Source organism: Roseibium sp., from assembly GCF_051016195.1.
GTDB lineage: Bacteria > Pseudomonadota > Alphaproteobacteria > Rhizobiales > Stappiaceae > Roseibium.
This window is the reverse complement of record NZ_CP134616.1, coordinates 6,083,552-6,096,638: the sequence shown is the minus strand read 5'-3', so window position 1 is coordinate 6,096,638 and position 13,087 is coordinate 6,083,552. Positions and strand designations below refer to the sequence as shown.

The window sequence follows — 13,087 nt, the reverse complement described above, 5'->3', positions numbered from 1 at the left end:
ATGTGCATCTGGGAGACTGCGTTCATGCGGCGAGTTTCCCGGAAATTTTCTCTAGTTTATTGGCAAATCCAAAGTATTGCTGATCGCAAATCAGATTATTTTGTTGAGTAAATTATTCAATTATAGATTGAAATGAGGTTGTATTTGCGAATAGATGAATTCATGGTCCTATTTTTAGAAAAAATATTTGAAGAGAAATAGTATTGTTTAGAAACATATTTCCAGGATTGCACAACCTGCTTCCATGCAATTTGCAACCATTGGAAGAAACTCGTACTTGACTTTACGTTAAGTAAGGCGTCACCCTCCGGACGTTTAGTTTTTTTATTTTCCATTTTCGGAGGCACCATGACTGGCACCCACCATGGCCTGACAAGGCTGGATCAACTCGTCAAAACCTGCATTCACGGTGAGGGCCCGTCGCGCCCTTTCGCTCAGACATTCGGGCGACTGTTCTCGGCAAACCCGGTGAAGATCAAGAACATCACGCACAAGGACGTTATTCACGCGCTCGATCATCTGGCGTCGGACATGGCTGCGACGGAAAACACGGACGGTCCGGCGGATGCCGGCATGACCTTCCTCGGCCAGTTTGTCGACCACGACATCACCCTCGACGCAACCTCCGCCTTGGGAACGCGCATCGATCCGGCAACGATTGCAAACATAAGAACGCCAAGCCTGGATCTGGATTGCGTCTATGGGTCCGGACCAGAAGCCTCTCCGCACCTCTACGGCTCAGGTGACGCGGAACACTTTCTGGTCTTCGGGCGAAAGGACAATCCGAGAGATCTTGCTCGGACATGCGCGGGCAAGGCCCTGATCGGTGATCCCCGCAACGATGAAAACATTGTCGTCGCCCAGGTTCAGGGTATCTTCATCGAGCTGCACAACCTCCTGATGAGCAAGCACGTTGAGAACGGGAGCACCGCGAACGATATCGTCGCCTGCGCGCATCACGGCATGAGCGACGACATCTGGCACGCGCATGTGCATCCGAAGCTGAGCGGGTTCGAAGAGGTGCGTCGCTTCATTCGCTTGCACTATCAATGGGTTGTGTGGAAAGAGTTGCTTCCGGCTTTCGTCGACCAGGCCTGTCTGGACTGGGCGTTGAAGGAAGAGGCGTTTGGCTGGAACGCACCTGTGATGCCGGTCGAGTTTTCCGGTGCGTGCTACCGGTTCGGCCACGCAACGACGCAGTTCAAGTATGCCTTGCATAAAGGTGGTGAGCCCAAGGGCCTGTTTGCACTGCCTGGTTTCGGCCCACGGCCCGTTGACGGAAACATCGAGCTGGGAATGTATTTCCAGCTGAATGGCGGCCCGGCCTCGCAAAAGGCACGTCCCGTTGGTCCCAAGATGGGAGCGCCGCTTCTGAACCTTCCGTTCGTGCACAACGAGATCGAGCTGGCCGATATTGAAGAGACCTTGACTGTCGATCAGGCGAGAAACCTCGCATTGCGCAACATGATCCGGGATCGATACACGTATCAGCTAGCAAGCGGCCAACACGTTGCGGCCAAGCTCGGAACACCCACGGTGCCGGTGCCGGAGCAACTCGCGGCGAAGGGCTTCACCCGGACACCGCTCTGGTTCTACGCTTTGCAGGAAGCCGAAACGCATGGCGGCGGCAAGCTGACAGGAGCGGGTGGCCGTATCGTGGCCTCCGTCTTCGCAAATCTGCTGAAGCGTGATTCAACCACGTTCCTGCATATCCCCCACTTCAAGCCCTGGTCCGGATTCGACGGACAGCCAAGCGTCTTTGCCGGCATGATCGACTATATCGAAGCCAATCGGGCGCACATGAAGCACACCGACGCACTCCAGTGCGGATGAGTTGAATAGTCTCTCTTGAGTGCCATCCAGGCCGGTATCCACCGGCCTGGATTTTTTGACCTTTCGGCCTTTACATGTCGCCCGAACGGCAAAATCCAGGAGATTTCAGGCTCTCCTCAGATATTCCCCACAGACCCCTCAGGCAATCTTCAAGCGCTCGGTGGCCGTCAGTGCGATCAATGCTCCGTCAACATGAACCCGAACGGAGCACAGTGATGAACGTTCTCAATCAGCCAGCCTTTGAAGGCCCGGATCTCAAGGCAGTCAAGCAGCGCCAGCAGACCGTCTGGTCAACCGGGGACTATCCCGCCGTCGGCACAACTCTCCAGATTGTCGGTGAGACACTTGCCGAGGAACTGGATCTCGCGCCAGGCGAGCGCGTGCTTGATGTCGCCGCCGGAAACGGCAACGCGACGCTGGCTGCGGCCCGCCGTTTTTGCGATGTCGTTTCCACCGACTATGTTGAAGCCTGGCTGCGGGCCGGCATGGAGCGCGCAAAGGCGGAAGGTCTGGCAGTCGCATTCCGCGAAGCGGATGCGGAGGATCTGCCTTTTGATGACGCAACGTTCGATGTCGTCACATCGACATTCGGCGTCATGTTTACCGCCGATCAGGAGGCGGCCGCACGATCGATGCTGAGGGTACTGAAGCCGGGTGGCCGCATCGGCATGGCAAACTGGACACCGGCCGGTTTCATCGGTCAGGTCTTCAAGACAATCGGCCGCCACATGCCCCCGCCCGCCGGTGTGCGTTCGCCACTGGAATGGGCATCGGAAGATCGCCTGCGCGAACTTTTCGCACGCGAGGCGGCATCCATCTCGGTCTCGTCGCGGAAGTTCGTTTTCCGCTACCGGTCGGCTCGCGAGTGGGTCGAGACGTGGCGCGAGATTTACGGTCCGATGAACAAGGCGTTCCAGGCGGTCGGCGAAAAAGGCGCCGAGGCGCTCGAAGCCGATCTGGTTGCGGTCGCTGAAGCGGCTTCGGTTGGAGGTGAGCGAGCGATGATCGTTCCAGCTGAATATGCGCAAGTGATCATTCACAAAGGCTGAAAGCCCGAAAATCGCAACACCCAAGAATGCGCGGGCGCCCCAGGCCCGCGCGTCTCCCTCTCCTCTCACGCACAGACACCGGCAACGGAGCAATCAAATGACTGGCAGCAAGCAGACACTTTACGAGAAATACGGCGGCTTTCCGGGCGTTCGGCAAGTCGTGACGGAGTTTTACGAGCGTGCACTCGACAATGATGTCGTCGGCCACTTTTTCGAACACGTCAACATGGCCCGGCTGATAGATCACCAGACGAAGATGATCGCCGGGCTGCTTGGCGGGCCGGTCGAGATTTCGGATGCGCGTCTGGCAACGGCGCATGCGCATCTGGAAGTTGAGCACCACCATTTCGACGAGATCGCGCTCATCCTGAATGAAACCCTCACCGACGCCGGCTTCGAGAAGCAGGACCGGGTCAAGGCGATTGCGGCCGTCGAAGCACGGCGCTCGGTAGTCGTCAGAAGGAGCAGGGCGGCATGAATATCGACACGATCAGCATGCGCATGCTGTCCAACATCGGGGTCGGTGTCGCGCTGGCCGATCCGGAGGATCTGACGATCCGTTACCGGAACCCGGCCTTTGCTGACTGGTTCGGTGTTGAGGAAAACGCGACGCTGGACGATGCATTTGAAAATGTGACACGCGAGGAACTGCTGGAGCGCCTTCAAGGGCAGGATGCGGTCAGGCTCGACGTCGCGTTAAAACGCCGGCGCCAGCTTCTGACAATCGAAACGGTGATCCGGCACGCCGAAAGTGATGGCCGGAAGATACTCGTTGTTGAGTGCCAGAACATTTCCAGGTTGCGTGAAACCGAAGCCATGATCGACAGCTATGCCCGCATTGCCGAGCGCAAGGCGCGTGAACTGGAACTGGAAAAGAACCGTGTCGAAAAGCTGCTGCTCAATGTCATGCCGCGCTCGGTCTACGAGGAATACACGGCCTTTGGAACGGTTACGCCGAAACTCTACGAGCCGGTTTCCGTTCTCATGCTGGATTTCGTCGGCTTCACGCAGATGGCCGCGGCTGCCGATCCGACCGTTACGGTCACCGAATTGAACGACATTTTTACCGCGTTTGACCGCATCGCGGAGATGCATGGCTGCGAGCGGATCAAGACGATTGGCGATGCCTATCTTGCCGTCGCTGGACTGCCGACGCCCGATCCGGATCACGCCTCAGCGGTCGCGCAATGTGCGTTCAAGATGATCCGCTATCTGGAAAGGCGCAACCAGAGCCATACACACAAGTGGAAGGCCAGGATCGGCGTGGCATCCGGATCGGTCGTCGGGTCCGTGGTCGGCGTGCAAAAATATGTCTACGACGTTTTCGGTCCTGCGGTGAACCTTGCGTCCCGCCTCCAGGCCCTGTCCAACCCGATGGAGGTAACGGCCACAGCCGAGTTCTGCGCCGATGGCCCGGAAGGGCTCGTCGCGGCCGACCCAAGGACGGTCGATATCCGGGGATTTGGCGACACGTCCGTTGCAACACTGCGGTCACGCGGCGCGCTCACGCTTGCCGCGTGAGGCGCCGCCGGCCATTTCCGCTTGATCGTGTCAGGCCCTATCCAGCGTGTCTTTCGTCTGCGACGACCAGTTCTATGCACACACCAAGAAAACTCTTGATCAGACGCAGGTCGTTCTTGTCCTTCGGTATGACGACACAGTCGCGGTAGTTTTCCGGCATCTCCAGAACCGGTATGGCGACAAGGTTCTGTGAAGGAAAAAGGCTGTTTTCCAGCAGCAGGCCAACACCCAGATTGTGCAGCAGGGCTTCCTTGACCATTGGAAATGTGGTCGTTTTCAAGATGCGCGAAAATGTCAGCCCGTGCTTGCGGATCTTGGACGTTGCCACCCGCTGCGTCAGCGACCCGTCTCCGGGCAGAACCAGCGTCTCGCTTTGCAGTTCCCTGAGCGACACCACGTCCTTTCTGGCCAGCGGGTGATCGCACCTCATGTAGGCCATGTACCGGGAGCGGCGCAGCTCATGCGTGACGAAAGTGGCACTGTCCGGAGGGTCCGTGATGATCGCCATATCAACCTGCCGCTCGTTGAGGAGAGACATTGCCGACGTCCAGTCATAAAGGGTGAAGTCGATCTGGACCTGCGGGTAGCGCTTTCCGTATTCGGCAATAATCGGCATGGCAGGGCGCGGCGCATTCGCGATTAGCTTGATATGTCCGTCGGTGAGAGCGCTGAAATCGCTGATCTTTTCGTTGACGAGTTGCTCGAGGGTCGTAAGACGGTCTGAAATCGCGAAGAGTTCCTTGCCCGCCCGGGTCAGTTCCAGTCCGCCCCGGCGGCGAATGAAAAGCTGGGTCCCCATCACCGTCTCGAGTTTCCCGACATGTTGTGTGACGGAGGACTGGGTAACACCGAGAACTTTCGCAGCAAGCGAGAAGCTGCCTTCGCGCGCAACATGCGTAAACGCTTTGATCTGATAGGGGCTTGGCGGGGTGTTCATGACAGTTCCGTGTTACCAGCGCTGCCAAACCTTAGGTGCCATTAGCAACACTAATATTACGTCACATCCGGTTCAATCAGTCTGAGTAGGTTGCCCGCGTAACCGGGGGCGACACATGACCGCGATATCCTTGTCGGCGATAAAGAAAAGCTTTGGAACCACGTCGGTTCTGAACGGGATCAATCTTGATATCACCGATGGAGAATTCCTGACACTCGTTGGACCTTCCGGCTGCGGCAAGTCAACCCTTCTTCGCATTCTTGCCGGACTGGAAGCACCGTCATCAGGAGAGGTCGTGATCGGCGGTCAGACCGTGAATGCCGTCCGCCCGGCCAGGCGGAACCTGGCCATGGTGTTCCAATCTTACGCGCTTTATCCGCACCTGACCGTTCTCCAGAACATGATGACGCCACTGAAGCTGAGAGACCTCTCGCTTGCCGGCCGTCTGCCGCTGCTGGGGCCCGTGCTTGCCCGCGGCCAATACAGGGCAATTGTCGAACAGGTGCGCGAAACGGCGGAGATCCTGAAGATCGACCACCTGCTGGATCGCAAACCCGGACAGCTGTCGGGCGGACAACGGCAACGGGCCGCGCTCGGCCGTGCCATGGTCCGGAAACCCGTGGCGTTCCTGATGGACGAACCTCTTTCCAACCTGGATGCAGCGCTGCGCATTCACATGCGCTCGGAACTCGCCGAACTGCACCGGTCGCTGAAGACGACATTTGTCTACGTGACCCACGATCAGGCGGAAGCACTGACCATGTCGGACCGGATGGCGGTCATGATGGACGGCGAAATCCTCCAGCTCGGCGCACCGCATACCGTCTACAACGATCCGCAGGATATCCGCGTCGCAGAATTTGTCGGTGCGCCCAGGATCAATCTCCTTCCCGGATCCCTCGACAACAACGGGTGTGCCCGCTGCGGCGAAATCGTTTTGTCACGCACGGCTGCAAAGGGTGTTGTCGGGTCGGTGTCGATAGGCCTGCGCCCGGAGCATCTCTCCCTGTGTGACAAAGGAACGCCAGAGGCGCTGTCAGGGCAGGTGGTGCACAAGGAAAACCTGGGTGCCGACATCTACCTGCATGTATCGGTTCTGAACGGGTCTCAGCGGCTTGTGGTGCGTGTGTCGCCGCATGAAGGGCAGGGGGCGTCCTTTGGGCAAACCGTCCATATCGTGCGCGAACACGGGCAGGCGCTCGTCTTCGGCAAGGACGGCAAGAGACTGGATCTCAAAAATGCCGATGACGGCAAAGTTGCCGAGGTGGCGTGATGCAGTCCACCAAGGCGCATTGGTGGTTCGTCGGCCCCGCCCTGTTTCTCATGGTCGTCATTCTGCTGATGCCGATCGCCATTGCAGGTGCGCTCAGTTTCACGAACTACAGTCTCGGAAATCCGGGGGCCGAATTTGTCGGCCTGGACAACTACGAGAAAATCTTCACGCGCTCGACTTACGAAAAGATGTTTGGGGCGACATTCCGCTATGTCTTCGTGGTCGTGCCGCTATCCGTCGGTCTTGGTCTTGGAGCAGCGCTCCTGATCAATTCCACCAGGCGCTTCGGCGATCTCTACAAGACGATCTATTTCCTGCCCGTCATGGCGGCCCTGATCGCAATGGCGATCGTCTGGGAGTTCGCCTTTCACCCAACGATTGGCATCGTCAATTCCACGCTTGAGCGGGGCTGCGGTTCGTTTCTGGAAAGCTGGTCCTGGTATGCGCGAGGGTGCGAACGGGGCTTTCCGCTCTGGCTGACGGACCGCGACTATGCGATCTGGACGGTGGCGTTCATCGGCGTGTGGCAGGGCTTCGGCTTCAACATGGTGCTCTACCTCGCCGGGCTGACAAGCGTGCCGAGGGAACTTTATCACGCTGCCGAGATGGATGGAGCCGAGAGCGCCTGGGACCGGTTCCGGCTGGTCACCTGGCCCATGCTTGGCCCGACAACCGTCTTTGTCGTCACGATCTCCTTCATCCGCTCCTTCCAGGTCTTCGACACGGTCGAGGCGTTCTACCCGCAGGGGGGAGGGCCGTCGAAGTCGGTCTACGTGATGATGTTCGCAATCTATGAAAAGGCGATCCAGCAGAACCTGATGGGCATCGGGGCCGCGATTACCGTGGTCTTTCTGGCCTTCGTCATGTTCCTCACGCTGATGCAGCGCTGGTTCGTTGAAAGAAGGGTGCATTACACATGAGCGAGGCGAGCCTTCCGGCCACAAGCACTGTTTCCCTTCCCGCTTTCCGGTTCTCGGCGGCAGAGACGATCAAGCATGTCGTCCTGCTCCTGGGAAGCCTGATCGTGCTGCTGCCGTTCTACGTGATGCTGAGTTACAGCTTCAAAAGCCCGGCCGAGATCATGCAGAACACGGGCGGCTTTTTCGGAGCGCAGGAGCTGTTCCGGGACGACTACTGCATCAAGCTCGGCAGGGACGTTGCCGACTGCATGGTGACGCCGTACATCTACAACTACACCACGGCCTTCGAAAAGGCGCCGCTTGTCCGCTACCTCTTCAACGGCGTTGTGGTGACGGCATCGATCTTCTTCATTCAGGTACTTGTTGCACTGCCCTGCGCCTACGCGCTTGCCAAGTTGCGGTTCTGGGGCCGGGAAGCGGTTTTCGGCCTGGTTCTGTTCTGCCTGCTCATCCCCGTCCATGCCATCGCACTGCCGCTCTACATCATGCTGGCAAAGCTCGGTCTGACCAACACCTATGCCGCGCTTGTCATTCCCTGGACGATCTCGGTCTTCGGCATATTCCTCATGCGGCAGTTCTTCATGACGGTTCCTGACGATCTGATCGATGCGGCACGCATGGACGGCATGAGCGAATTTTCCATCATCTGGAACGTGATGCTGCCGACCGCGATCCCCGCGCTTCTGGCCTTTGCGATCTTCTCGGTCGTGGCGCACTGGAACGACTATTTCTGGCCGCGCATCGTCGTCACCGGCGACCGGTCCCTGTTCACGCCGCCGCTTGGTCTTCGTGAATTCAAGGGCGATGCGGACGGCGACAATTTCGGGCCGATGATGGCCACGGCGACCATCATCGTCGCACCCCTGATCGTGGCATTCATGATCGCGCAGCGGCGCTTCATCGAAGGCATCACCCTGTCGGGGATGAAATGACCCGGCCGATTTGCGGGACCGCCCTCGGGCGGTCCCATCACCGAAATCCCGCTGAAGGGATCACAAGGGAACGGGCGAGTTTGGCGACCTGCCGTTCCCCCGGCAACAGACGGAGAGTTCCATGAAAAAGACCCTCACCGCAATAGCAATGCTGTTCGCGGCTTCCGCCGCACAGGCAGAAGACACCATCACCATCGAGTTCGCTTATCCTTACAGCCACTTGTTCGATGTGACCTATGAAAAGATCCTGCCCAAGTTCAAGGAGCAGCATCCGAACATCGACGTGAAGATCCGTGCAACCTACGAATCCTACGAAGATGGCACCAACACCATCCTGCGCGAGGCCGTCGCCGGCACGTTGCCCGACGTCACCATGCAGGGTCTCAACCGTCAGGCAATCCTCGTTGAAAAGGGCATTGCCAAGTCGCTTGAGCCGTTCATCCTGAAAGAGGAAGACTTCGCCAAGGACGGCTATCACGATGCCATGCTGACGCTCGGCACGTTCAACGACGACATCTACGGTCTGCCGTTCTCCGTTTCCCTTCCGGTCGGCTACTACAACATGGACGTGATGGCGAAAGCCGGCATCACCTCCGCCGATCAGCTTCCGAAAACCTGGGACGAAGTCGTCGAGGTCTGTGGAACGCTGCGCGAGGCCGGCGTGAGGAACCCGATGTTCTGGGGCTGGAACATCACCGGCAACTGGTTCCTGCAGGCGCTGATGTGGTCACAGGACAAGGCGACCATGGAAGGCAACGATATCCAGATTGCATCGCCGGAAGGCCTGAAGGCTCTTGAGACCATGAAGGGTCTCTTCCGCGGCTGCGACATGCAGAACATCGAATGGAAGGCAGCGCTTGCGTCCTTCTCAGCCGGTGAGATCGGCATGATGTTCTGGTCGACCTCCGCGCTTGGGGCGGTCGAGCGTGCCAAGGGCGATTTTGAACTGAAGACCAACGAGTACCCGGGTCTGGTTTCAAGCGGTCCCCTCGGTCTGCCGGCAGGCGGCAATGCCGCGATGCTGGTTTCCGGCAGCGACGATCCGAAGGTTCTGGATGCGTCCTGGAAATGGCTGAAATTCATCACCTCGGGTGAAGGTGCTGCCGACGTTGCCCGCACCACCGGCTACATGCCGCCGAACAAGTCCGCGAACGAAGTCATCCTTGCCGATTTCTACAAGCAGAACCCGAACAAGGAAACGGCCGTGCGCCAACTGCCGCTGCTGCGCGACTGGCAGGCTTACCCGGGCGACAATGGCCTGGCGATCACCCAGGTGATCTATGACGGTATCGAGGGCATCGTCACCGGTGAATTCGAGGACATGGGTGAACTGCAGGAAGAACTGACCGAAGAAGTTCAGGACCTGCTGCCTTCCAACTGATGATGCTTCATTGAAAAACGCTGCTGCCCGCGTGCGCGGGCGGCAGTGCAATCAGAACAACAATCGGAGGAAGACGTGAAACTCCTTCAACTGACCGATATCCATCTGACCACGCCCGGCGAAACAATCGGCGGACGCGAACCAAATTACAATTTCAAGAAGGCGCTCGATCATGCGATCGCCCACCATCGGGATGCGGACGCGCTGATCATCACGGGCGACCTGTCCGACTGGGGCGACCGTGCCGACTACGTGCGGCTCAAGGATCTGATGGCAACCTCGCCGATCCCGGTGTCGCTCTGCATCGGCAATCACGACGAACGCGATGTTTTCGCGTCGGTCTTCCCGGAACGGGTCGATGAAAACGGTTTTGTGCAGTCGGTTCTGGATCTTCCCGGAGGTCGCGCTCTCCTTCTCGACACATGGGGTCCGAATTCGCACGCCGGATACTATTGCGAAAAGCGCCTGCGCTGGCTCGATGCTGAGTTGAGCGTTTCACCGGACCCTGTCTTTCTTTTCATGCATCACAATCCGGTCCCGACGGGAATCACGCCGATGGACAAGATCATGCTACAGGATGCCGACGCATTCGGAGCTGTCGTCAGGAAGCACAAGTCCAGGATCCGGCATATTTTTCACGGACACTGTCATCTGCCGCTGAGCGGATCGTTCCACGGGGTGCCCTTCAGCGCTCCGCGGGGAACAAATCACGCCGGATGGGCAGACTTCGGCAATGAGGCCAAGCTCAGCGCGTCCGATCTTCACGAGAGCTATGCCGTCATTCTGGCCGGCGACACCTCGGTGATGGTGCATATGGTGGAGTACGGCTATCAGGGTGAAATCCGCCGTGAGGGCTCACCTGACTATGCCGACTGGAACCGGCTGACCATGGTGCGGTAAAAGGGTCCGCTCCGAACGCGATACAGCTGTCGGAGACAAAACTGTCGGGATGTCACAGTCTCTTCCCCAAACCGTCACAATAAGTAGCGTGTTTGGGAGTAGAAGGCCTCTTTCCTGAATCAACACGGCACGAATCGTAACTTGCGGGTCGGCTGTCACACCGGAGTGCGCCATGACCTTTGCCGACAAGACCCTGCCGACCGGAAGCGAGCTGAGCGTTCTGAAGAACGCAAGAATCGTCCTCGCCGACGAGGTGGTTCAGGGGCACGTCGCGATCTCGGACGGGCAGATCGTCTCGATAGACACAGGTCTTGCCCCCCAGGCTGGTCACGACCTTGAGGGAGACTATCTGATCCCCGGCCTTGTCGACATTCACACCGACCATTTCGAGAAACATGTCTATCCGCGTGCCCATGTGAAATGGGACCCGCTGCGCGCAGCCCTTGCGCATGACGCGCAGATCATCGGCAGCGGCATCACGACTGTGTTCGACAGCCTTTGCGTCGGCGCGACGGTGACGAAGCCTGAGCGCCGCGAAGTGCTCGGACCCATGGTTGACGCCATCGAGGCGGCTCGGGAAGCCGGGCTCTTCCGTGCCGAGCACCTTGTGCATCTTCGGTGCGAGATCACCGACGCGGAGACGGCACGCCTGACGGAGGAGAACATCGCCAAGCCGATTGTGCGCATGGTTTCCGTCATGGAGCATTTGCCGGGCCGCCGCCAGAGCAAGGACATCGAGGCCTATATGCAGCGGCGCATGGCCGACACCGGTGAAACACGCGCCGAAGTGGAGCGGACCACGCAGGAACTCTTGAATTTCTCCGATGAAATCAGCGCGACGGTGCGCCCGTCGGTCGTTGCCATGGCCCGCGATCGCGGCTTGCCCCTGCTAAGCCACGACGACACCGAATTGCACCATGTCGACGAGGCGCTTGCCGAGGGCGTTACGGTTTCCGAGTTCCCGTGCACACTGGCGGCGGCGCGCAAGGCCAAGAGCCACGGCATGTTTGTGGTTGGCGGTGCGCCCAATGTGCTGCGTGGCGGCTCGCAGTCCGGCAACGTCGCCGTCAAGGACCTTATGGCGGAGGGGTTGGTTGACATTCTCGCCTCCGACTATGTTCCGCGGTCCATGCTGGATGCGGCCTTCATGATCGCCTCCAGTGAGGACTTCAACGACGATCTTCCGAAAGCGATCCGAACGGTGACAAAGACACCTGCAGACGTGTCCGGCCTGGCGGACAGGGGCGAGATCGCGGTCGGGAAACGGGCTGACCTTCTGCAGGTCGGCCTCCACGCCGGTCATCCTGTCGTCAAACGGGCGTGGCTGAAGGCGCAGCGCGTTTTCTGAGACCGCCATTTGAGGAGCGGGCCCCGGCCCTGTTCTCTGGAAAGGTCTGTCAGCGAATTTTCTGCTTGATCTCAAGTTAACCTGAGGCCCTAGAACCAGCGGCTGTGGGCAAGATCGGCCAGCGGGCAATTGGTCTTGGCACGTGTTTTACGACCGACAGTCAAGACCGGAGATTGCCTGTGCACATACTGACCGTTCTGGATCATCCCAACCCCAAGTCCTTCTCTGCGGCCGTTGCCGGATCCTTCATGGAAGGGGCGCAGTCCGTGGGACATTCGGTCGAACTCGCGGATCTGCATGCCGAGGCGTTCGATCCGCGTTGGACCATGGCTGACATTGAAGCGGACGGCGATGCCGGCGCGATGGAAGACGTAGTTCAGGAACAGGCCAGAATCGGCAGAGCGGATGCGATCTGCCTTGTTTTTCCTCTGTTCTGGTGGGGCATGCCATCGATGACCAAGGGATGGATCGATCGCGTCTGGTGCTGGGGCTGGGCCTACGATCAGCTTGATGATCCGGAAGGATCGCTTCAGCGCAAACGCCCGGGCGTTCTGCTTGTGCCCGCAGGCGCACGTTCAGACGAGGTGGAAGAGAAGGGCTATCGTCAGGCGCTGGAAACCGCGTGGATAGACGGCACCTTCGGATATTTCGGAGTTGCGCCGCGCAAACTCGAACTGCTCTGCGGGTCTGACGGCTCAAGGGAAAGACGGGACGAGCTGCTCAAGAGAAGTTTCCAATCGGGCAGGGACCTGTGTCCCGTTCTCTAGACGCAGTTGCGTGTCAACAGGATTTCCAGAGCCGCAATCGAAGAAAGTGTTTTACGTCAATATATTGGCGGCATCGTTGCGAATATTTTGGACGTGTGTTCAGTGGCAGGTGGAATACCTTCCGCCGATCGGGTCCACGTCCGACTGAAATCTTGGGCTTTCAGATGACTGTTCGACTAAATTTTTGTGATTTTTTGTGTCGTTGAGTAAAAATTATTCTGCCGGA

The 13,087-nt window shown here is 58.6% G+C and carries 12 protein-coding genes; 11 read left to right on the top strand and 1 reads right to left on the bottom strand.

Features of this window, described 5'->3' with window-relative positions; genetic code table 11:
- Positions 1–348 precede the first annotated feature (348 nt).
- The 4 genes from RDA78_RS27720 to RDA78_RS27705 all read left to right on the top strand — a co-directional run bounded on the left by RDA78_RS27720 (position 349) and on the right by RDA78_RS27705 (position 4,403).
- Positions 349–1,833 carry a peroxidase family protein gene (locus tag RDA78_RS27720; RefSeq protein WP_434052970.1) on the top strand — a complete coding sequence of 495 codons (1,485 nt, stop codon included), beginning with the start codon at positions 349–351 and terminating at the stop codon, positions 1,831–1,833.
- Between the two features lie 215 nt (positions 1,834–2,048).
- Positions 2,049–2,882 carry a class I SAM-dependent methyltransferase gene (locus RDA78_RS27715; RefSeq protein ID WP_434052969.1) on the top strand — a complete coding sequence of 278 codons (834 nt, stop codon included), beginning with the start codon at positions 2,049–2,051 and terminating at the stop codon, positions 2,880–2,882.
- A 97-nt stretch (positions 2,883–2,979) separates the two neighbouring features.
- A complete protein-coding gene (locus tag RDA78_RS27710; protein ID WP_434052968.1) occupies positions 2,980–3,360 on the top strand; it encodes a group I truncated hemoglobin in 381 nt (126 codons plus the stop codon).
- Complete coding sequence (locus RDA78_RS27705) at positions 3,357–4,403, top strand: adenylate/guanylate cyclase domain-containing protein (RefSeq protein WP_434052967.1); 1,047 nt, start codon at positions 3,357–3,359, stop codon at positions 4,401–4,403. Before RDA78_RS27710 ends, RDA78_RS27705 begins: the two co-directional genes overlap by 4 nt.
- 37 nt (positions 4,404–4,440) lie before the next feature.
- Here RDA78_RS27705 and RDA78_RS27700 read toward each other — a convergent pair whose 3' ends face one another.
- Positions 4,441–5,340 carry a LysR family transcriptional regulator gene (locus RDA78_RS27700; RefSeq protein ID WP_434052966.1) on the bottom strand — a complete coding sequence of 300 codons (900 nt, stop codon included), beginning with the start codon at positions 5,338–5,340 and terminating at the stop codon, positions 4,441–4,443.
- Between the two features lie 115 nt (positions 5,341–5,455).
- Between RDA78_RS27700 and RDA78_RS27695 the strand changes: the two genes are divergently transcribed.
- From RDA78_RS27695 to RDA78_RS27665, 7 genes are all read left to right on the top strand, one after another.
- A complete protein-coding gene (locus tag RDA78_RS27695; RefSeq protein ID WP_434052965.1) occupies positions 5,456–6,613 on the top strand; it encodes an ABC transporter ATP-binding protein in 1,158 nt (385 codons plus the stop codon).
- Positions 6,613–7,533 (top strand): carbohydrate ABC transporter permease, encoded by a 921-nt coding sequence (locus RDA78_RS27690; RefSeq protein ID WP_434052964.1) that lies wholly within the window; start codon positions 6,613–6,615, stop codon positions 7,531–7,533. The genes RDA78_RS27695 and RDA78_RS27690 overlap by 1 nt, the downstream gene beginning before the upstream one ends.
- A complete protein-coding gene (locus RDA78_RS27685) occupies positions 7,530–8,465 on the top strand; it encodes a carbohydrate ABC transporter permease (protein ID WP_434052963.1) in 936 nt (311 codons plus the stop codon). The genes RDA78_RS27690 and RDA78_RS27685 overlap by 4 nt, the downstream gene beginning before the upstream one ends.
- Before the next feature lie 121 nt (positions 8,466–8,586).
- Positions 8,587–9,846, top strand: coding sequence for an extracellular solute-binding protein (locus RDA78_RS27680; RefSeq protein WP_434052962.1), 1,260 nt, complete (start codon positions 8,587–8,589; stop codon positions 9,844–9,846).
- A gap of 75 nt (positions 9,847–9,921) precedes the next feature.
- Positions 9,922–10,746 carry a phosphodiesterase gene (locus RDA78_RS27675; RefSeq protein WP_434052961.1) on the top strand — a complete coding sequence of 275 codons (825 nt, stop codon included), beginning with the start codon at positions 9,922–9,924 and terminating at the stop codon, positions 10,744–10,746.
- Between the two features lie 172 nt (positions 10,747–10,918).
- Positions 10,919–12,094, top strand: a complete 1,176-nt coding sequence (locus tag RDA78_RS27670) for an alpha-D-ribose 1-methylphosphonate 5-triphosphate diphosphatase (protein WP_434052960.1) — start codon at positions 10,919–10,921, stop codon at positions 12,092–12,094.
- Positions 12,095–12,273: 179 nt separating this feature from the next.
- A complete protein-coding gene (locus RDA78_RS27665) occupies positions 12,274–12,861 on the top strand; it encodes an NAD(P)H-dependent oxidoreductase (protein WP_434052959.1) in 588 nt (195 codons plus the stop codon).
- Positions 12,862–13,087: the final 226 nt, after the last annotated feature.